Source organism: Lactiplantibacillus sp. 3062 (genome assembly GCF_055413545.1).
The window spans coordinates 142,392-162,548 of the sequence record NZ_JBVAYE010000005.1; the positions used below are offsets into that span (position 1 = coordinate 142,392).

Annotated in this window: 24 protein-coding genes and 3 pseudogenes; 2 read left to right on the forward strand and 25 right to left on the reverse strand. The window is 39.2% G+C overall.

The features are described from left to right. Positions 1-5 precede the first annotated feature (5 nt). On the forward strand, positions 6-665 hold the full coding sequence (locus tag ACWQAU_RS09190; protein ID WP_027821713.1) for a L,D-transpeptidase: 660 nt from the start codon (positions 6-8) through the stop codon (positions 663-665). A 219-nt stretch (positions 666-884) separates the two neighbouring features. On the opposite strand, the gene ACWQAU_RS09195 is transcribed toward ACWQAU_RS09190, so the two are convergent. The 25 genes and pseudogenes from ACWQAU_RS09195 to ACWQAU_RS09315 form a co-directional block, all read right to left on the reverse strand. Beyond that, positions 885-1,739 (reverse strand): aldo/keto reductase, encoded by an 855-nt coding sequence (locus ACWQAU_RS09195; RefSeq protein WP_027821712.1) that lies wholly within the window; start codon positions 1,737-1,739, stop codon positions 885-887. A gap of 11 nt (positions 1,740-1,750) precedes the next feature. Beyond that, a complete protein-coding gene (locus ACWQAU_RS09200) occupies positions 1,751-2,353 on the reverse strand; it encodes an NAD(P)H-binding protein (RefSeq protein ID WP_003643431.1) in 603 nt (200 codons plus the stop codon). Next, positions 2,354-2,797, reverse strand: a complete 444-nt coding sequence (locus ACWQAU_RS09205) for a nuclear transport factor 2 family protein (RefSeq protein WP_079111848.1) — start codon at positions 2,795-2,797, stop codon at positions 2,354-2,356. Between the two features lie 124 nt (positions 2,798-2,921). After that, positions 2,922-4,376 carry an MFS transporter gene (locus ACWQAU_RS09210; RefSeq protein ID WP_033608033.1) on the reverse strand — a complete coding sequence of 485 codons (1,455 nt, stop codon included), beginning with the start codon at positions 4,374-4,376 and terminating at the stop codon, positions 2,922-2,924. A gap of 11 nt (positions 4,377-4,387) precedes the next feature. Then, positions 4,388-4,765, reverse strand: a complete 378-nt coding sequence (locus tag ACWQAU_RS09215) for a nuclear transport factor 2 family protein (protein WP_003642398.1) — start codon at positions 4,763-4,765, stop codon at positions 4,388-4,390. Between the two features lie 309 nt (positions 4,766-5,074). Then, a complete protein-coding gene (locus tag ACWQAU_RS09220) occupies positions 5,075-5,659 on the reverse strand; it encodes a TetR/AcrR family transcriptional regulator (RefSeq protein WP_003642400.1) in 585 nt (194 codons plus the stop codon). 276 nt (positions 5,660-5,935) lie between these two features. Next, positions 5,936-6,378, reverse strand: a pseudogene (locus ACWQAU_RS09225) (DDE-type integrase/transposase/recombinase); the annotation flags it as partial. 165 nt (positions 6,379-6,543) lie between these two features. Next, positions 6,544-6,690: a hypothetical protein gene (locus ACWQAU_RS09230; RefSeq protein WP_013355952.1), complete on the reverse strand. Its 147-nt coding sequence runs from the start codon at positions 6,688-6,690 to the stop codon at positions 6,544-6,546. Between the two features lie 129 nt (positions 6,691-6,819). Next, positions 6,820-7,032: a helix-turn-helix domain-containing protein gene (locus ACWQAU_RS09235; protein ID WP_003642403.1), complete on the reverse strand. Its 213-nt coding sequence runs from the start codon at positions 7,030-7,032 to the stop codon at positions 6,820-6,822. 900 nt (positions 7,033-7,932) lie between these two features. Next, on the reverse strand, positions 7,933-8,181 hold the full coding sequence (locus tag ACWQAU_RS09240; protein ID WP_003642404.1) for a hypothetical protein: 249 nt from the start codon (positions 8,179-8,181) through the stop codon (positions 7,933-7,935). A gap of 156 nt (positions 8,182-8,337) precedes the next feature. Then, positions 8,338-8,553: pseudogene (locus ACWQAU_RS09245) on the reverse strand (2,3-bisphosphoglycerate-dependent phosphoglycerate mutase); the annotation flags it as partial. 289 nt (positions 8,554-8,842) lie between these two features. After that, entirely contained in the window at positions 8,843-9,793 is a 951-nt protein-coding gene (locus ACWQAU_RS09250) for a hypothetical protein (RefSeq protein ID WP_027821709.1), read from the reverse strand. 105 nt (positions 9,794-9,898) lie between these two features. Then, positions 9,899-10,843: a reverse transcriptase family protein gene (locus ACWQAU_RS09255; protein ID WP_079111849.1), complete on the reverse strand. Its 945-nt coding sequence runs from the start codon at positions 10,841-10,843 to the stop codon at positions 9,899-9,901. 833 nt (positions 10,844-11,676) lie between these two features. Then, on the reverse strand, positions 11,677-12,807 hold the full coding sequence (locus ACWQAU_RS09260) for a tyrosine-type recombinase/integrase (protein ID WP_027821707.1): 1,131 nt from the start codon (positions 12,805-12,807) through the stop codon (positions 11,677-11,679). Beyond that, positions 12,800-13,426 carry a DUF1643 domain-containing protein gene (locus tag ACWQAU_RS09265; RefSeq protein ID WP_050482347.1) on the reverse strand — a complete coding sequence of 209 codons (627 nt, stop codon included), beginning with the start codon at positions 13,424-13,426 and terminating at the stop codon, positions 12,800-12,802. The genes ACWQAU_RS09260 and ACWQAU_RS09265 overlap by 8 nt, the downstream gene beginning before the upstream one ends. Before the next feature lie 167 nt (positions 13,427-13,593). Continuing rightward, positions 13,594-14,151 carry a hypothetical protein gene (locus ACWQAU_RS09270; RefSeq protein WP_050482346.1) on the reverse strand — a complete coding sequence of 186 codons (558 nt, stop codon included), beginning with the start codon at positions 14,149-14,151 and terminating at the stop codon, positions 13,594-13,596. 20 nt (positions 14,152-14,171) lie between these two features. Continuing rightward, positions 14,172-14,690: a hypothetical protein gene (locus tag ACWQAU_RS09275; RefSeq protein ID WP_050482345.1), complete on the reverse strand. Its 519-nt coding sequence runs from the start codon at positions 14,688-14,690 to the stop codon at positions 14,172-14,174. Between the two features lie 19 nt (positions 14,691-14,709). Then, complete coding sequence (locus tag ACWQAU_RS09280) at positions 14,710-15,510, reverse strand: zinc-ribbon domain-containing protein (protein ID WP_079111850.1); 801 nt, start codon at positions 15,508-15,510, stop codon at positions 14,710-14,712. 15 nt (positions 15,511-15,525) lie between these two features. Beyond that, entirely contained in the window at positions 15,526-15,795 is a 270-nt protein-coding gene (locus tag ACWQAU_RS09285) for a Mor transcription activator family protein (protein ID WP_050482344.1), read from the reverse strand. A 71-nt stretch (positions 15,796-15,866) separates the two neighbouring features. Then, complete coding sequence (locus ACWQAU_RS09290; RefSeq protein WP_050482343.1) at positions 15,867-16,265, reverse strand: hypothetical protein; 399 nt, start codon at positions 16,263-16,265, stop codon at positions 15,867-15,869. Positions 16,266-16,300: 35 nt separating this feature from the next. Beyond that, the gene (locus ACWQAU_RS09295) at positions 16,301-16,558 is read right to left on the reverse strand and encodes a Mor transcription activator family protein (RefSeq protein ID WP_027821705.1); all 258 of its coding nucleotides are present in this window, start codon (positions 16,556-16,558) and stop codon (positions 16,301-16,303) included. A gap of 25 nt (positions 16,559-16,583) precedes the next feature. Next, positions 16,584-16,961, reverse strand: coding sequence for a hypothetical protein (locus tag ACWQAU_RS09300; protein ID WP_027821704.1), 378 nt, complete (start codon positions 16,959-16,961; stop codon positions 16,584-16,586). Between the two features lie 156 nt (positions 16,962-17,117). Further along, complete coding sequence (locus tag ACWQAU_RS09305) at positions 17,118-17,378, reverse strand: Mor transcription activator family protein (RefSeq protein WP_033608032.1); 261 nt, start codon at positions 17,376-17,378, stop codon at positions 17,118-17,120. 4 nt (positions 17,379-17,382) lie between these two features. After that, positions 17,383-17,658 (reverse strand): hypothetical protein, encoded by a 276-nt coding sequence (locus ACWQAU_RS09310; RefSeq protein ID WP_027821703.1) that lies wholly within the window; start codon positions 17,656-17,658, stop codon positions 17,383-17,385. Positions 17,659-18,370: 712 nt separating this feature from the next. After that, positions 18,371-18,667, reverse strand: a pseudogene (locus ACWQAU_RS09315) (helix-turn-helix domain-containing protein); the annotation flags it as partial. A gap of 171 nt (positions 18,668-18,838) precedes the next feature. Here ACWQAU_RS09315 and ACWQAU_RS09320 point away from each other — a divergent pair. After that, positions 18,839-20,104: a DUF805 domain-containing protein gene (locus ACWQAU_RS09320; RefSeq protein ID WP_027821702.1), complete on the forward strand. Its 1,266-nt coding sequence runs from the start codon at positions 18,839-18,841 to the stop codon at positions 20,102-20,104. Positions 20,105-20,157: the final 53 nt, after the last annotated feature.

Sequence of the window (20,157 nt, forward strand, 5' to 3'; positions counted from 1 at the left end):
ATTACATGAAACTAACAACAAAGTTTATTCTATATCTAACCTTATCTTTTTCCGGAATAGTGCTACTATTTGGGATTAGAAGTATGGTTAGAAATAGTTTCGCTTTCGAAGCAACTAGGGCTCAAGCTGCCAGTACAAGTCACTCTAATTCAAGCCATGCTAAATCTAAAACGCGTAAAAGTAGTGTCAGCCATAAAACAGCCGCTGCAACGGCAACCCCGGTTGATTGGCACGGCCCTTCTGAATCCAACCATCCTTATCCGAATGTGCAAAATTATCCCAACTTGAGGATTGATGTCTCCGTTGCAAAACAGCGGGTCTACCTGAAAGCTGGCAATAAGCTCCTGTACACAATGCTTGCCACTACCGGTAAACCCGGTGCAAATGCAACTCCCAAAGGCGATTTCGTTATCCAACCTGAACGCGGCCTGCATTTTTACAATGCTAGCTTGAACGAAGGTGCCAATTACTGGGTCTCATTTAAGGATCACGGCGTCTACCTCTTTCACTCGGTTCCAGTAGACGCATCCGATCACTATATTGCCAGCAAGGCAGCCTTACTCGGCAAAAGGTCCGATTCACATGGTTGCGTCCGCTTGTCCATTTCGGATGCTAAGTGGATGTACGAGCATATCCCAGTAAACACACCTGTTCATATCCAGTAATAATACGAAGCCTGCCAAACGCGTAACGATTAGCTGAAAAGTTGATAGTTACGCGTTTTACAGTAAAAAGCACAATGACTAGAATCAGTAATCGTGCTCACTATCAATCATTAATTTGAACTTATCACGTGCTCCTCAGCCAATACAGATTTAAACGCTACTTCACCAGTCAACAAGTTGGTCTTAAGCAGTTTTTGATTTCTTACGTATCACCGCCAATTAATAGTCAAACTTAAAGCCACCCAATTGCGCTACCGTTTCAGGATCATGCATGTTGCCAAATAGGCTCGTGCCCTCGTCTAATTTTGTCATTTGTTGCATCTCGTCTTGAGTTAACTCAAAATCAAATATTTGAGAATTCTCAACAATGCGGGCTGCATGCACGGATTTAGGAATCACCACAATATTACGCTGGTTCAACCATTTCAAAATAATCTGACCGTTCGTCTTCCCATGTGCTTCAGCAATTTCTTGAATGGCTGAGTTTGTGAAAATTCCCTTCTTGCCTTCTGCAAATGGGCCCCAGGCTTCCGGTACGATGTCATGATTCAATAACCACTGAACCCGTTGTGGTTGTTGATAAAATGGGTGAAGTTCAATCTGATCGACTGTGGGTTTGACTTCATTATGCATAATCAAATCTTGTAACCGGTCATTTTCAAAGTTGGCCACTCCCAGTGCCTTTAATTGACCATCGTGGTAAGCAGCTTCCATTGCTCGCCATGAACCATAAACATCGCCTAACGGTTGGTGGATCAAGTATAAATCAATATAATCAAGTCCAAGACGTGTAAGTGAGGCCTGGATAGCGGCTTGTGTTTGCTCATAACCCGCATCTTGGACCCATAACTTAGTCGTTACAAAAATTTCTTCACGGGCGATGCCACTCTCACGAATGGCGGCGCCGACCGCTCGTTCATTGCCATACGCAGCTGCCGTATCGATCAACCGGTAACCTTGTTTTAAAGCAGTCAAGACTGCTTGCTTACATTCTTCAAAATCGGGGATTTGGAAGACTCCGAATCCTAATACTGGCATTTTCAAACCATTATTTAATGTGATTTCTTTTTTCATATTAGCTGCTCCTATTCTGGGGTATTGATTCCAACGCTAGCTCGGTTGTCGAGCGCTGGTTCCGTAATTAGTTTCATGACGTAATCGGCAATGCTATCGCGTGAAACGTCATGACCACCGAATGATTCGCCCTTTTGCGTAATTTCATAATTGATTGGCCCGTTATTGTACCAACCAGGACGAATAATTGTGTAGTTTAAATCTGATTGTTCAATACGGTCAGCTGCCTGCCGAAACGATTTTAAAATCGGATTGTGGTAAGGTTCAGGCGAATCACCTAACCACGCTGGAATTTCCTGATAAATTCCCATCGTTGTAATAAAAATTAATCGTTGAATGCCATTGCGTTCCATCGCTGAGATAATATGAGCTGCAAAGCTATCCATATCACCACTTAATGCGACAAAAACAAAGTCCTGTCCTTTAATCGCTTGATCTAGTTGATCATCATCAGTGACACTCCCTGCCACCGCCGTTTCACGATCAACTATCAACTTTAACCGGTCTGCACGGCGCGAATATAAAGTCAACTGTACGTCCGTTTTTGCTAACAATATTTTACGTACGGCACTACCAATTGATCCGGTTGCACCAATAATTAAACCTTTTTTCATTTATTTCACGTCCTCCGTATGCCAAATGAAGTTAGAATTCCGTTCTTCAATATACCACTGACCATCGACTTTTTCGTACTTATCTTGATAACGGACCCCTTCATTAGTCGTCACCGTTTGACCTTGCTCATTGGTTTTAACCAGCGTAACGTAATTATAAGCAATGCCATCCGCATGGGTTGCGTCCGTGAAACTAACGGTTTGTTGTCCACTCATATGAAAGACAGCTGAGTAATCGTCCATTGAAGAACTGAAAGCGTTCAGAATTTCCTGACGCCCATTCAGCGTAAACGTAACTTTACCATCATTAATAATATTTACTTTACCGTTTGGTAAAAAGAGTTGAACCTGCTTCTCATTTTCTTTAGTGTCTGAGTAATTTGAAAATAAATCAACAACCTGCTTTAAAGCTAACCGATCTGAAACTTCTTGAATATCCATCATATTTGGGACTTCCTTTCTTGATTACACCTTGATTATCGCGTGAATTGGCTTATATAAAAATGGTCAATGTTTTAAAAATTGAGACATATGCCACGCTTAACTCATAACCGACGCTTAAAATATTTTACCGTGGTTGCTTGGCAGGTCCTTTGCGAGTCAGATTAATTACAAACGCAATGACCACCAAAATCAAACCAATCACCATAATTAAATGCATACCATTAAATAAAATGGTGCGGAGCTGTGGTAACAAGTTCTGTGGTAACGAGCGTGCCGAACTTGCATCCGTTAACTTATTGATCATCTGCGTCGTAATTTTCCCACCAATCTGGCTAGCAGTACTAATGCTCAAAATCGCACCAAAAATTGAAGACATAAACGTTTGACCAAGTGTTCTGAATAACAACCCGAAAGTTGTTGAAACACTAATTAGATCTCGTCGAACGCCATCCTGTAGTGAAACTTGCATTGGTGTAAACGATAAGCCCATTCCCAAACCATTAAAGCCACCACTAACTAATAACCACCAATAAGGCGCAAATTGGGTCGCCATCACCATCGATAATGCTGATAGTAAAACACTAAGGATTCCAAACATAACGATTCGTTTATACGGCATTTTTACCATCAAATGAGCAGTATACCTTGTCCCCACCAATAATAGGATCGAACCAGCAATCTGGGTCAAACCACCTAACGTGGCACTAGTACCTAACAGTCCCTGTGACCACATTGGTGCGTAGACACTATAACCGATGAAGAAACCGTTAATCAGAAACATGATGACATTTTGCGATTGGATACGCCAATTTTTCAGTAATTCAGTGGGTACCAATGCATTTTTTTGCCGTTTTTCAACTTGGTAAAAAATAACCATTAAGATCAAACCAATTACCAGTAAAACCAACGCTTGAGTTAAATTTGAAGCGATTGCGTCACTAGCAAACAGTAAAACAATCAGGGTTACAATCAACAGTCCTGATCCTAAATAATCAAATCGTTTTTGAGTAGCTTCATGCTCACTCTCACGGTAAGAGAATTGCAATAACAGGAGTGAGATAATTCCAATGGGTAAGTTAATAAAGAATACCCAATGCCAAGACAATGTGTCTACGAGCCAGCCACCAATCAAGGGACCGACAACGGTGGATAACGTATAAAACGCCGTGACCCATCCCAAGGCTCGTGCTCGTTCAGCAGGATTTTCATATAAGTCCGCATAAATGATAAATGGGATGGAAACCATTCCACCAGCGCCAATTCCCATAAAGGCTCGGGCAATAATTAACATGACCATATTAGTAGACAAACCACCAACTACCGAACTAATGATAAATAGCACAACCGAAATTTGGAAGGTGAGCTTATTACCAATCAATTCACCCACTCGGCCCCATAAAACCGTCGTAACTGCTGTCCCTAATAAAAAGATTGAGCTGATCCAGCCAATCAGGCGAATCCCATTTAAATCACTGGTAATTGCCGGTAATGCAGTATTAACAATGGTAGCATCTAAGCCACCCATAAAATTCGCAATTAACAACGCAATCGTTGCGATTGCCATTCTTCTTTTTGTCATCATTTCTCCTTCTAATACATCGACGCGTGTGAGGCAATAATTTGCCAGCCGTGTGGTCCCTTAACTAACTCGACCTTGGATTGCAAAGGCCACGTATTCCGGAATCCATAGATGCGTGCATCCAACTCGTTACGCATGACTACTTGCGCCTGCTTCCCTTTTACAACCACTTGAAACAAAACCTCATGACTACTAAAGTAGTGCATGCGTCCAAGTCTAATCTGTTGTAGCCATTCAGCCTTGCTTTGAACAGTTCCTGTGATGTGCACTAACTTAGCATTTGGTGCGATTACCTGATCAAGCAATTCAAGATTTTTTTCTAACATTCCCTGAACTTGTTGGTGAACAACACGAGCAACTGCCCGTTCTTCATTAATTTTAACTGTCATTTAATAGCCTCCGTTATTTCGTTGCTGATGGATTCATTATGCGATGGATTCCGTCACTAAAAAATGGGCAGTATTTTTAAAAGCGGGACTTATGCCACACTTTTTCTGAATTTGGCGCATAAAATATATCAATTTGATTATTTTTTCGTCCATTAAAACGTGAATCAAGTAATAAACATCCTTAGAGTACACATTAATCGCTAGTAGGCTTCCAAAATCGTCAAAATTCTTTCAATATACAAAATAAGGGCCGAGACTGTATTTTTAACAATCTCGACCCTTATACTCATACTCAAACTGAAAATTGACTCACTGCTCTAATTTTAAATACTGTTCTACACCGCCTTGCATTAATTCGGTAGCAGCGCTAATAACTGCTTCAAGGGGTTCTTTCTTACCAGTTGCAACCCAAGTTGTATAAACCTTCAGTCCCGTCTGCTCCACAAAATCTAGTAAAATTCTTTGTTTCCAATCCGCAAGCTGATTAAACTCCTGGGACTGGCCCCAAGTTTTAGTCATGACTTCGTTGATCATTTGTTGCCGAATGCCAACGTAAGACCCCACTGAGCACGTCGTAATTCGATCATATGCCTCACCCTGAGTAGCGGAATAGGTGAAAAAAGCTTCCACACTTTTTGCTAGATCTCGTGGATATTGTAAATTACCAATCTCTTTTAGATAGGCTTGAGAGTATCGCGTCTGTAATTCAATCAGTAAATCATCTAAAGTCGGATAATACCGATAAAATGTTTTTTTGTTGATCTGGGCCATCTTAGCCAATTCGGTCACTGTAATTTTTGAATATTCTTTTTCGCAAATTAACCGTTTAAAAGCATCGTAAATACTATTGATTGTTCGCTGAACACGTAAATCTTGATATTGACTCACTTGCATGCCATCAACCTCCAAGTTAACCTGATAAGTCAATTATACTCACAAATAAGATCAAGTGTGCTAGTTTCTTATCTGGTATTTCAAGAGCCTTTATTAAGAAATTGTAGTTTTCCGCAGATATTGAGCTTAAATTCTTGTTAAAAATCTCGATTCAATTAGTCGGCTGAATACCGCTCTAACTTCGTTTTTTCAGTAACCTTATATAAAAAACACAACTGAAGTGAACCCCATAAATTGGAGTGAATTTCTAAGCTGCTAATTGTGAACCGTGCCAACTTTAAGAATGTGAAAGATACTTTCAGCTACCACATTATCTAGGCATGTGGCCTTGCAGCTCATGCTTTGGAAAACGCGAGCTTGTCGCAAAATATTCACGTACCGACAGTTCTGATACTGAAACCCCTGATCATAATGAATTGCATACGGTATGGTAAGCCCGAACGTCGTGCCACTAATCGTTCAAGGGGGCGTGTGATGAAGGCTACCGTTGGTCTACGACCAATGGCCCATTCAAGAATTTCTCCGTTATAAAGGTCAATATAAGCTGTAAAGTATGCACGTTCGTTGATTGTTTGATTCCCCTAACGGAATTCCGTTACATCAGTAACGATTTTTTGAAATGGACAATCCGTTTTAAAACGACGGTTTAAACGGTTATGGTCAACTGTACCAACAGTTCCTTTATAAGAGTTATATTTCTTCGTTCGACGATTGAATGCCTGACAAAGGAGATTATTTTCACGCATAATACAAAGTACTGCCTTGTGATTAACGTTGATGATCCTGATTGATATTTACGGTGAAGTGCATCGTGGTAACTACTATTCGGCATGTATACTGCTTTTAAAACCACAACTAATTTAACATTGAATTCACGCCTTAGCTCAGTGATTAGCTGGCTTTTTCTTGGTTTGAGATTTTTTCTGTGCCAAGGCTTCGAGTTTTTCCAAGTATGCTAACCGGATTCGTAAAAGCTCGTTTTCTTCCTGAAGTTGTTTCAATGTCTTAGATTGTTTAGATTTATCTGTCATTTTTAAAGACCATCCTTTGGATGGCTTAAGACGTCCCTCAATCAGTCTTCGTTCCCAGTCCCAAGCCATCATCGGTTGCTTCAATCTGAAATGGGTTACCGTTACTGGATATGAGGCATGATGTTCTTGTCACCATTTGATAACCTTGATTTTAAAGGAATAGTCATAAAATGTCTTCCTACGACAATTCTCTAATCCTTGAATGCCAAAAATTTCAAATTGAGTGAGCCACTGATAAATCGTCGCACTTCCTTTGATACCATATTCTTTCATAAGTAACAGGGACGAATTTCCCTGGAGATATTTACTTAAAACTTGTTGCTTTATTTTAGCTGAAAACATAATACCCCCCTGAGTCTGGATTTACTTCAACTCAAGGGGGTACTTTATATAATAGAAATTATGATACAAATCATCCAGAAGTGCTGATAAATAGTAAGCATAGAAGAACATTAAAAAATGGCGACTTAACTTCAAAGAAAATTTATTTTGCTGTTTGAAATCTTTAACAACTAACTGTCACTGTGAAGATTCGTTAACCATCTCTTTAAACATTAATGATTGGACTAATATCTCCATCAGCATTAGTGTATGGTAAAACATTTTGGAGGCAATAAAAATGAAATTTAAATTTCAAAAAAATTTTTATCGTAGCTTTAGATTCTGGATTTCTTTACTTCTCTTTATTCCTGTCCTGATGCATTACAGTCATGGATTTGAATCCACTACCGATATATTTTGGGCCATCTTTATTCTTGGTACCTGCCTTTACGGCATGTTATCAGAACTATTCTTACAGAAAAAGAATAGCTGACATTAGGTACAATCAGATAGTTGAGTTAAAAAAATCCAAAGATGAAAATCTCTGGCTGGCACTAAAGTGAACCCCGCACCAAGCTTCATATTTCAAGCTTATCTAACCTTATCTCAGCTTATCTTTTTCGCTTGTTTTGTCCAGCTCAGTAATTCTGTTAATTACACTGTGCAACCCGCACCAAGCTCATATTTCAAGCTTGTCTGAACTTATCTTTTTTACTTATTTTATGGTTAAATACAGCTTCATAAAACATAGCTATACGATAACGTAGTGCACATCCATTTCAACCTAATTATTATACGTAAGTATACCAGTTTTTAAATTAACATTCATAAAACTCGATACACAAAAAAGAGGCTACGACAGATATAGCCTCTTTCATCATGAAAATTAACGATTACGCTTTTATACTAATTATCCGGTATCTATTTACTTACCACATGGTCCTCATCCAACATGTACTGGAACGCCACGTCACCAGTCAATAAGTTAGCTTTGAACAAGCCCTGGTTACCATTGTTTTCGTCACCCATGACCACGAAGTACGCGGCACCTTCATCAGCCACATGTTGAAAACTCAGGTAGTTCCCCTTGAAACCTTGCTTGCGGAACAAACCAATAATCCGGATCATTTCACGTTGTGTCACTTCATCTGCTGCTACTTTTTCACTCATATTTAGCTTTAACTCCAATTCTCTGCTTTATTCTCATTCTGCCGTTTTGGGAGCTGGTCTTATTTCCAGAAATTACTCTTATCGGCCCTCAGCGCCCAAAAAAGCACTCCCCTGAGACAGCGGAGTGCTCCAAAAAACTAGTAAATAACTATTAAATTATTTGCCTAACTTTTCCTTACCAAGAACCTTTAACTTTTCATCAAAGTCATAGACAACTGGTTCGCCAGTAGCCATTTCAAGGTCCATGATATCATCATCACTGATTTGTTCGATGTACTTGCTTAAGGCACGTAATGAGTTACCGTGGGCAGCAATGATTACATTCTTGCCGTCTAATAACTTAGGTGCGATTTGGTCTTCCCAGAAAGGCACGTTAGACACCACCTGTAACTACTGATGCATTAACATTCCTAAGTGTTTTCAGAAAATGTTACAGTGTCCACTTTACGTCAACTCCACCTAATGAAATCTTAAGTTAACGGCATTTCTGACTAAAATTTAAATATCCAAAACCGTCGAAGAATACCTGCTGGGACTAAATTTAACCTAAATATTAGTTTACCCAAAATAGATGATTTCAACTCATTATTGTATTTAAATGCTTAAGAATGTTTAAACATTAATGTAAAATATTTAAATCAGCATTAATGAACATATATTTTCAAATTAATGCTTCAAGATACTTGGAAAACCATTCACCATTTTTGCGTTCAAGATCATTAAATATTGCAATATCCGCATTTTCCTTGTTAGGAATGAAGTTTTCGTTATTGTCCATGCGTCCCAATGTACTATTTTGTCCAACTTTAGTAGATGGATATACTATTCCAACATCATCACTATTCTGTAAATACTCTAATACTGTATTGGTGGTAATGTAAATACCTTTGCTCACTCTATCCTTATTTTCAACATGATCAAAATAAGCATTCGTGCTTTTTAAAGTCAACACAAGATTATTAAACTTTCTCAACCGTTCGGTAAAAAAAAGATCGGCTTTAGACGCACTTGGCAACATACCCGGTGTTATTTTTAGTTTAATATCCTTACGTAATCGGTATCTAACTAATTGTGTACTATTACTTCCCTCAACTTCTTTTTTTGCAACTTCTTTTTTATATGCTAAATAAATTACGCTATGATTGATTATACTATTTGGATCAGTAAATCTGCCATAGGCTACTGGGTGAGGGTTTGCATATAAATGATTATCCTTATCATCTGTATATCTGTAAAGTATTGTCCCCTTCTTTAAGATGACTGTTTTTGTAGAAAGGATTGCCCTTGAACCAGGTGTATAGCTGCTATCAATAGTATTCACAATTATTTCTTGATCTACAGTCTCCATCTTATGAACAACGTTATCTATCTTTTGTTTAAATTCACTTTCTGCAAAAGTGTTGTCCTTTGAAAACCTAATTATTTCATTAATAATATCTCTAAAAAGTTCTTTCCAATTATAAACATTAATTACGTGCTCCCTTTTAGTCCTATCTGTAATTCCGGCGGTAAGTTCACCATTCCCATTTGAAGCATGTACTTCAATATTTCCACTTGTCCACAAGCTTTCCCTCACAATTTGCATTATCAAATTGTCGTTCAAACCACTCATTGTCACACACTCCATATGTCTTTTTAAGACCACATAAGTCTTGTTTTTTTAATCCACAATTGCAAAGCGTTATCTCCTCAAATGTATATTATGTAAATTATATTTTTAATAATAACACCTTTTTTCCAATTGTCTAATTCGATCGGAATATCCTTGAAATTCATCGTTAGACCCAATCGTATTAATTGCAGCTATGCAACCACGGGCTTGCTGAACAATTTTTTTGGCATCTGCTTTGTTTAATCTAGAATTTGACTGTTTCAACGCTGAATCTATATTTTTCATCGCCACATGCAATTTTTTGTAAAGTTTCTTAGGAACAAGTGTTTCATCTTTTTGAAGAAGTAAACCAGTAATTTTAATTCTCGAACTATTTTTTGAAATTTTCACTAATTTTGTTTTTTGGGGATGAGCTTGAAATCCATATTTTTTTAATATATGAATAATCACTCGTAAATGGCTTCTACCAATAAAACGTTTCGAAGAAATGGTTATATCGTCATAATATGCTGTAAACGTAAAACCATTTTTTACAGCATAAGTATTAATCTCTTCAAACATGTTTAAATACGAAAACAAACTCAAAATTGGACTTGTTGGGTACCCCTGAGGGAGGGACCTATAATTTTGATTACAACGGTATGTTGTTAACTTTGCCATAATAGTGGCACAATCAACTGACATATTCATTATTTCATGAAAAAAAACGTACACATCCCCGTAATGCGTGTTCGGAAAAAAATGTCGGATATCTGTCCGGAGCACAAACCCATGTCCCACGTGCATCTCTACATTAGTGACAAAACTACGGTCTTTTATCCCACCAAATTCGTACTCAGGTATACCGATTGTGAATAAATACTTTGTAATTCGCTGCAGTATTACTTTGAGTTCTTCAGATGGATTTGTTAAAAGACGATTCTGTTGATAAAAATTTTTTGATTGAAAGGATAGATCAACATTTTTTAATGACGCCAGTGAAGTCTTTAATATGTATGACAATTTTCTCTTTGATTGAATCCCATAAAGTTTACATGTCGTAAATTGCATTGTGTCTTCTCCATATAATTTTGGACAAAATAAAAAAGAGACACAATTAGGTAAAGAAAGTTTGCTATAAAAAACAATACAACAGCTATAGTTTTTAATAGCACAGCGGCTGCTTGCAATATAAAGGCTAATACTTTCAGGAGTAGAGGTACCTTCTCAAACACCTCCATAACTTCTAATAAAAACAATGTAGCCTTTATAAACCGCCCTTTCCTTAGAGCACTCCAGACTGCTGAAAAACTCAACTTTCTCCTATGGATAATTCGTCTTAAGAATCGTTTCATCTTTAAGACCCCTTTCAATGATTATTTTAGCTATTAATGGTAATAGCCAACCCGCTCTAATCACTGATCATGAAGGAAAAAGCCCAATTAAAATATCATGTCTCTTCTTAAAAAACCCGCTTGATGCCAATTGTGACAAATTTTATACTGTTACGATTAGTGTCTTGTAACCTACGTGTAGAGGCAATCCAACTACATTTAGTAAAGTTTCACGACTTACTGCAACGCTACCTGGAATAAGTTCCTATCGACAATCTACCTTGGCGTAGATAATTTCTACTATCGATACGAATCCAGAGTCTCGACACTCATAACTTTTGCGCTACTGAAAAGTTGCCATCTTTGTAGCTGGGAGCTCGCACATATTTGCAGTCGCATGCGCGGGGAATAAATCAAGCACCACTATATGTGGCCCAAAAACGCGGATAAAACCATTGGGTATACTATCCATAAATATAGAATCTCATTAATTATAAGTTATGTCAAAATAAATGTCTTCTTTCTATAAAAAAAGATAGGCCAGCGACCATTACTGGCCTATCTTCTTAATTATCCTTCAATCACCTTCAATACTTTCCCAGCCTCAACTTCCACTTGTTCAGGTAACAAACCAATATAGTACTTCTCAGTAATCATCACACTTGCATGTCCTAGATACCTTGAAACGTACACCATTGAGATATTTTCATCCGCTACCATCAAGCTTGCCAACGTGTGCCTAAAAGTATGAGTACTAAACTTGGGTTCCATGCCTAGCTTGATTTGAATCTGATGATACGCGGCGTTAATGCTACCAGCTCTTGGTAACCGACCACGTTTATTCATGAGTATGAACTGATCTGGATTGGCAACACCCTCCCTAAACAAGTAACGCCGCTGGTAACTCATCCATTTTTCCAAGATATGCACCACTTGTTCTGGTAAAGGAATGGTCCTTCTGGCATGTTTGGTCTTCGGTTCTTTTAAAATATTATGCTTACTGTCCCACGATTCATCTACGGTGATGGTATTATGCAAACAATCGATGTCTTCATATTTTAGTGCCAAGCACTCCCCAACCCGTAAACCCGATTGCGAAATGATCAACAAAGCCAACCGGTCAACGTCGTTAATTCTGTAATGATAGCTTAGCAGAAAGTTTCGAACCCGTTTAAAGTCATGGATCGACATAAACTTCTGGTCATCACCTTTCGTTCGGCTAGGGTTGGCCACAATCCTTAAAGTACCTGCTGCTGGATTATGAGTCAGCACACCATCACTAACCGCATCACGCAAGCAGCTTCGTAGTTGCATGAGATCCTTTCGAATACTTTCATGACTTAAGTCCAAACCATTTAAGTACTTCTGAATTCGATTACGAGTCAAATCCTCCAGCCGAACATCACCTAAACCCTGTGAAAAATGTTGATAACTGGTCCAGTAAGTGTGCATAGTGTTAGCCGAAACGACTGGTTTCTTATACAGTTGCACCCACTGCCAATAATAATCAATAAAGAGCCAACGTGATTTTTCAAAGTCAGTTCCACGGTCAGCCATAATTTCCATTTGATGAATCCAGATTCTGGCTTCAGTCATATCATTAAAAGTCTTAGATTTTCTTTTACGCGTAGATCCAGATCCAACACTGACTTCTGCTTTATATTTACGTCCTTTAAGTGGATTGCGATAAACCCTACTCATTCTTAACCACCTTCATCTTTCCATCATTAGTAACCGCTTTCAATTCAGGCTTTACAGGTGACTTTTCTGACTTAGTTGTATCTTCATCAATAGTATTCACCTGACCGAACTCCCATGGCGCATCTCTCAATGCCAATGGATGGACCTTCTTGCCACCATCATTTAGCAACCAAAACAGTTTCTGCTGTTGTTTTTCAGATTTACATTGATCAATATAATCAGCTAATCGGACTGTTGCTGCTTCATACTTTGTGGATAACGAACCAGTAGCAAGGATTACTTTATCCACATCTTTAGTTACAGCCATTAATTCTTCAATACCATCCGGTGCAGAAGCTTCATCTAAACGTTTATTACAGGGCCACTTAACTTGCGCATTAAATAGGTTTGCAATCACAACACCACCAAAAGTTCCACGATCCACAATCGCATTTCGAATCAAGATACCAGTCAAACTATCCTTCATTACAGAACCGGTCACTGGGTAATTAGCTAATACCATAACTAGTGGTTCATCCTTGTTCCAGACCCACTTCTTCCAGTAGGTGAACTCACCCTTGATCTTTTGTTCCACAGTAACGTTTAGTTTCTCCATATGCTTACGGTTCACTTCGGCCATTATTTAATCCCTCCAACTTCATCTAATAACTTAGTGACTGCAACGACTATTACTTCCAAAGCAACTTTTATCCACATGTTCATTACTTTTCCTCCGATTTTTTTGCACAAAAAATACCAAATAGCTTGTAAACTGTTTGGTATTACATTTGAATATTATTATTTAAGCTATTTCCAACTACCAGTTTCTCCTTCAATACCACGGAAGGTTTTATCAGCGATTTTCCCATCATTATTTACTACGAGAACACCACCTGTGCTACCACCAACAAAGCTATAAGTAAATTCCCAACCATCTGACGTTTGCTCCTGTCCGGTCAGTTCAATGTGAGATTTATTTTTAATATAAAATTCAAACGAATTGAGTTTATTCTTAGCCTCACTGGCTGATAATCCATTGGCCGAGCCATCCATATCAGAATCTGATGAACCGTTTTTCTTAATATTAGGATACTGCTCAGCAATCATATTAGCCGTGGTGCCAGGATCGCCACCCATATCGTTAGACTTCTTGGTAGCCGCGACAATGACCGAGTCTGGAACCTGTGCTAAAGCCGCACTATCCCAACTATCAGGATCAGATTGAACAATATTAGTCCGCATCTGTTCGGCTTCCTTCTTATCCGCGGCACTTACTGTTTTGGTCGTTGTTGAACTACTGCTACTCGAAGTAGCTGTCGAACTACTAGAATTACTGGTGCTACTTAGCTGACCAGCTTGCTTCAATAATTTATCAACATCTGGTTTCAGTTTCTTAAGATACGGCTTCTTACACCAATTAATATCCTGGCATTGCTAACAACGCCAGTGTCATAACTGCCGTCCGTTACCTTTAATTGGTCAGCAACATCTTGTTTTAATTGCCGATACTCAGCCAGGTCAGCCTTAGCAGTCTTCTTCAAATTGCTCAGCTTAGTATTGAGACTCTTTGCACCATTAGTAACTTTTGTCCCGGCAGTCACTGTTTTCACAGCTTTTTGAACCTCACCATCTTTAAGCTCAGATTGTGTATCTAAATAGGCCTGAGTCTGGTCACGATAAGCCTTAGCCTTGCTGTCCTTTGGTTTTTGCGTCAATGCATTATCAAAATAAGTTAGTGCCTTATCAAACTTATTTTCAGCAACTGCATTAAGCCCTTTGCTGATAGAGCTATTGTATCCTGAATCCTTATTATCAGCTGACTGTTGGTTACCACATGCTGCCAGCCCAATCATCATTAATCCAAGTAAACTGATAACTCCAACCCTTTTCAAGATTTTCTTCATATTAAGCTTCCCCTTATAGTTAATCATCTGAAGTCAAAGTCAGATCGATTGTCTCACCATCACCTGCAGCCCAAATCCAATAATCACCTTGCGTATCACCTGATTGTACATCAAAAGTATACTTGCCAGGAAAAAATCCACTGCTTAGCTGTTGCTTAGACACACGTTGATTATCGGCATCCTTCAACTTAATCGTTACCGGACCGCCACTACCGGTGTAGTCTAAAACTCGGACAGGTGTCCGTCTAGTTGTTAAGTAATAACTGGTAAACATTCCCATTACTTTTTTGCTTTCAACACTGAAATCATACTTAACTTTAGTTCCAGCAACCCGTTGACCATCAACGATAATCCGTCCCGTCTCACCTAACGAATCCCGAGAATGGTTATGAATATCTTTGACAACACTTTTGGCACCGATATCACTAAACTTCAGGTTTTGGTCATCCTTGGAGAATTGCTTCAAGAACAACTTTCCATCCTGGTTCTGTACGGCCTTCGTGATGTTACTTGCAAGTTGGTCGCGTGAGACAACTACTCGCTTTTTCATGAATAAAAATCCGGCCAACACAACCAAAACCAGTAATGCAGCTATGACAATCGTATTATTTCGCGATTTATCTTGTGAACGAGCAGGAGCACGCGGCGTTGCTTGCTCTTCTGAATGGGCCTTTTCTTCTGTATCAGTTTGGTGATTGACGACTTTCTCCACCTTATGATCAGTTTCACCCTCGTTGTCCGCATTTACCGCATGTCCACAACTCGGGCAAAATTTAACCCCCGCTTTCAATTCGTATCCACAATTTGTACAATGTTTCATTTTTTCAAACAACTCCTAAACTTCTTTTGACCCCCGCCAGACCTTTTCAATCCACTGGTCAGAAAAATGATATTGTTGCGCCAACTGATGAATATTGTGACCATCACATTCTCGTTGAACAAGCTCTTTAACCAACTTAACTCCATATAAACGTTTTGGCGCCCACATTTGGCCGCCCCGATATTGATGATAAATCAACAACATCTTTTCAGTACCAATCAATTTATCAAGCTCTTGATAAACAGGATTAAGTACTGACACATCAACATTTCCTTTCAATGGCACACACCTCAACCTCTAATGACGACATCAGAAAAAGTGGTCACTGCTGAAATAGTAATCTCCACTTATCCCATCTATTCAAAATCGTGTTGTCCAGTATCACTCTCTACCTGGGCCTTGTTATCAATATGATAACCATTAGCTAGCAATTGATTCTTGAACCAAGTATCAAACATGGAGCCATACCAAATAGCACCTGCAAGATTGATAATCACTGCCAATCCTCTGCCAACGATAAGGCTTGCAATAATGTTGACTAAAAGCAGTGCAACAAAAGGAACTGCTGCCTTTTTGAGAAAATCTTTGGTCTTATATTTTTGACTAAACAATGCATAAAAGAACGTGAAAATAAAACCTAGCCAATTAAATGACCCCTTTACTTGTTTAGTGACTGTTCGGCCATCCACTTCTTTCACTAATGTCATATTTTGCTTTACCCGATTATTAAAATCAAACCAATCTGAAAAATCCATGTTTACATTCCTCCAAAATATTTTTTCAAAATCATCTACTGCTTTTCTTTTAAGACCTTCACCACCCAGCGCTGAGAATAACCATATTTATTCGCTAATTCATAGGTGTTTTGACCGTTATACTGCTGCAACACATGGTCAGCGGCTAAATGTCGGTCATACAAGTGAATTGGAATCGTAACCTGCATACCTCGATATTGTTCAAAGACTTTTAACATACCCTCAACGCCAATTAGCTCGCTGATGCCACGATAGAACGAATGCAGTGCTTCCACGTCTACATTTTCATTCATGAATAACCTCCCTTGTTCTACCCAGTTACTCAAATTCTAATGGTGCATGCTCATGATCTTCTTGATATCCATTCTTGATCAGTTGATTGTAATACCAAGTATTGAACATTAGCCCAACATAAATGGCTTCAACGAAATTCCATAACCAATCTGAATTATCAAAAAGATACGATAGCCCACAGTTGATCAAAATCAATATCAAAACGTTGACAAACACCTTGGTAACAAATCCTTTAGTCTTATACTTCTTACTGAACATTGCATAAAACACTGTAAAGAAGAACGCCCACCAACAGAAACCACTAAGGACTGTTTTCTCAATTGCCTTGCCATTAACTTGTTTTGACATGATTTTTGTGCCAATAATACGTTTATTAACGGCAAATAAATCTGATAAATCCACTCCAAACTCCCCCCTATGACATCGCTACCAATTATAATTAATTCATTAACATTGCCACAGTCACACTTATCATGACAAAGTACATGTCATTCCTACTTATACTTAACACTAGAGATCTCGTTTGCACTGAACTTAATAGCAAATGTACACTTTTCCTCAATGTTCCATATTTCGTAGTATGGCGCGGGTCCCTCTCTCTGAATAACCATATAGCCGGGTTAATTCGGCTTGATTTGTACCATCATATCGTTTAACAATTTGCTGCTTTGCGGCCTCACGATTATATAAATACAATGGTAAAATTACTTGTACACCTCGATAATACTCAAAAATTTTTACCATGTTCTTGCTGCCTACCAACTCATCCAATTGCCGATAGATTGGCTGAAGCGCTTCAATATCCATTGGTTCTACCATTCCACTACCCCCTAGAAGAATCATTGAGACAAAATGTCCCAAGCCCATAAAGACTTTTTTGCTTCAAATCAACTACTGCATAGCCTGACCAATCTTCAAAAATAAACATGTGCACAATAACCCACTCAGGTAACGTTTCTGGCTCAATGCCTGGATAATCAATTTCATCCTTGGATAGTCGGATACTCTCAATCCCGACTTGATCAGGTGTCACTGGTTCGCCAACATTGTCGCTAAACAACTCACAAATCCGACCCAGAATTTCATCAAAAGACACCATTGCTTTGACACCTTTCCTTCCGCTTTTGTACATCATCACCAATTACTATCCGAATACAAAACATTATCATCACCTCACGAATACATAAAAATAGAGATAGCGTTCGACAACAATTGCCATTACACTATCTCCTCAAGATAATAATATATATTTATAAATCCGGTTAAATCGACTGCATAAATCTACAGAAACAGTATTTACACCCCCATGCCCCCCTAATCCCCCTAAAACAGCAAAAAAGGCACGCCCTCAATGCTATAGTCCCCTTAAGGTTGACAGATGAAAAAGTATAATTCTTCTGTCAACCTTAAGGGGATTTTATTATGCCTAGAACTAGGTTTACGGCCACAGAAAAGTTAGATATTCTTCTGGGGCTAGCAAAAACTAATTTAACTCAATCAGCATACTTTAAATCATACGGCATTGCTCGAGACACCTTTATCAGGTGGCAAAGACTTATACGCAAGGTGGTTTGGACGGGCTAAGGGAATCAAACAGCTGGACTAGATATGACTCAGAGCTTAAGCAACAAGCCGTGATAGCATACCTGAACAAGGAAGGTAGTTTGATTGATATTCAAAATCGTTTTGGACTTAGAAGTACCAAGCAACTTCAAGACTGGGTTAAAAAATTCCAGTATAATGGGACCAATAATTCATTGACGGCGACGCCGTCAAGAAAGCAGGTCGGCATTATGAGTCGGAAAACAACTTTTGAAGAATAGCCAGCAGACTTCCTCTAATCCTCTGAAACGGCAATTTTGACGAGCCTTCTCGTAACGAATTTGGCTAGTATCCGCAAAGTATTTAGTGAAAAATAGATAGTCAGAATTACGCTGTTGAACAGTACCACGTTTGATTTCGCGTGAGATAGTGCTGCGACTGCGGTTGATCAGGCGCGCAATATCAGCTTGGGATTTTCCAGCATTCAAATACGCTTCGATCTCGCCTCTTTCTTCTGGGGTAAGTTGTTGATAATGTTTGGTAGTGCTATTCTTGAATTGGGTCATGGAGATGTCCTTTCTTTAGAGCTTAGGTACTTTAAGTTTAGGTCTCCATGGCCTATTTGTATAATTTGAGCTTGTTGCACTTAGATTTTAAATTCGGGATTTTAATAATTTTCGAGTATCAATTTTATTCATATTATTTCGCCCGATGTGTCAATTCTAGGAGGAACACCGATGAACGAAACAAAGTTCTGTATTAATTGTGGGAAGGAAATTCCTGCAAACGCAACGTTCTGCTCATTTTGTGGTACGGATCAAAAAACGGCCGCAACCGCTGAAACGCAAACTGATGCGACCGCGACAACCGGCAAACAGCCAACCCCACCAGAACATACCAACATGTGGACAGCACTCAAGCTGGGAATGAAGCAAACCTTTACCTGGTCACAGCGTATCACCCGGCCACAATATTGGTGGCTCTACTTGGATTTAGTGCTCATCGCCTTGATTTTGACGTTCACACTCGGCCTCAAAGTCTATAGTTTTCCAGCATTTGCAGCGCACGTGAATGTGCTTCAAGCGGTGTTGCTTCTCATCTATTCAGCGCTCATGTCCTGGATTTCAGTGATGCAGTTCACTGCAGGTGCTCGGCGGCTACACGACTCCAATCGTTCAGCTCATTACTTATGGTTCTCACTGATTCCAATCGTCGGACCAATCTTGATCATCGTTTTCATGTGCCAACGGTCAAAACCAGCTGGCGAACGGTTCGATCGTTTGGCTAGTCAGCCCAAGCCATGGACGCACAAATGGTGGACTTGGTGCCTACTCGTCTTATTCACACTCCTGTACGCCGGTTCAGTAAATATCGTCGCACGTGAAAATGCCGTTGATTCTGCGCTGACAACGACGTCCAACTCTGATTCGACGAGTGATTCTGACGACAGCTATACGGATAGTGACAGTTATGACGATAGTGATAGTACAGACACCGATTCGGAATCAGACTCGAGCTCTGACACTGACAGTATTACCGTTGGCGATGACGACATTGATATTTCTGATCAAAAAACTTATAACACTTCATACAGCGATAGTAGTTGGACGGGTTCTACCTTCAAAATCGATAAAGTTACAGTTTATAAAACTGATGGGGCTTACACCATCGGTAGCGGCAGTGACAAACGTGACTTTAACGGTGTTGTTAAAGTTCACATGAGTATCCACGCTGGTCGCGACATTTCAGCCTACCCCACCCAGGCCAAGCTCAGCACCAACGATGGCCAACAGGTCGACGCTGATATGGATAGTGACGACTTCGACGGCGACTTAAACAGCGGCACGGATACTGACGGTAATTTATACTTTGAATTATCAAAATTATCCAGCGTCAAAGATATTACCAGCATCCGCCTCAAATGGGACGCCAGCTACGATACGGATGATTACGATGATGACAACGACTTTAAGACCTACGATGCGACACTTAATTTGAATTAATTTTTAGTACCTAGATGCGTTGCGGATTGCGATGTGAGTTGTGATTTACTGGC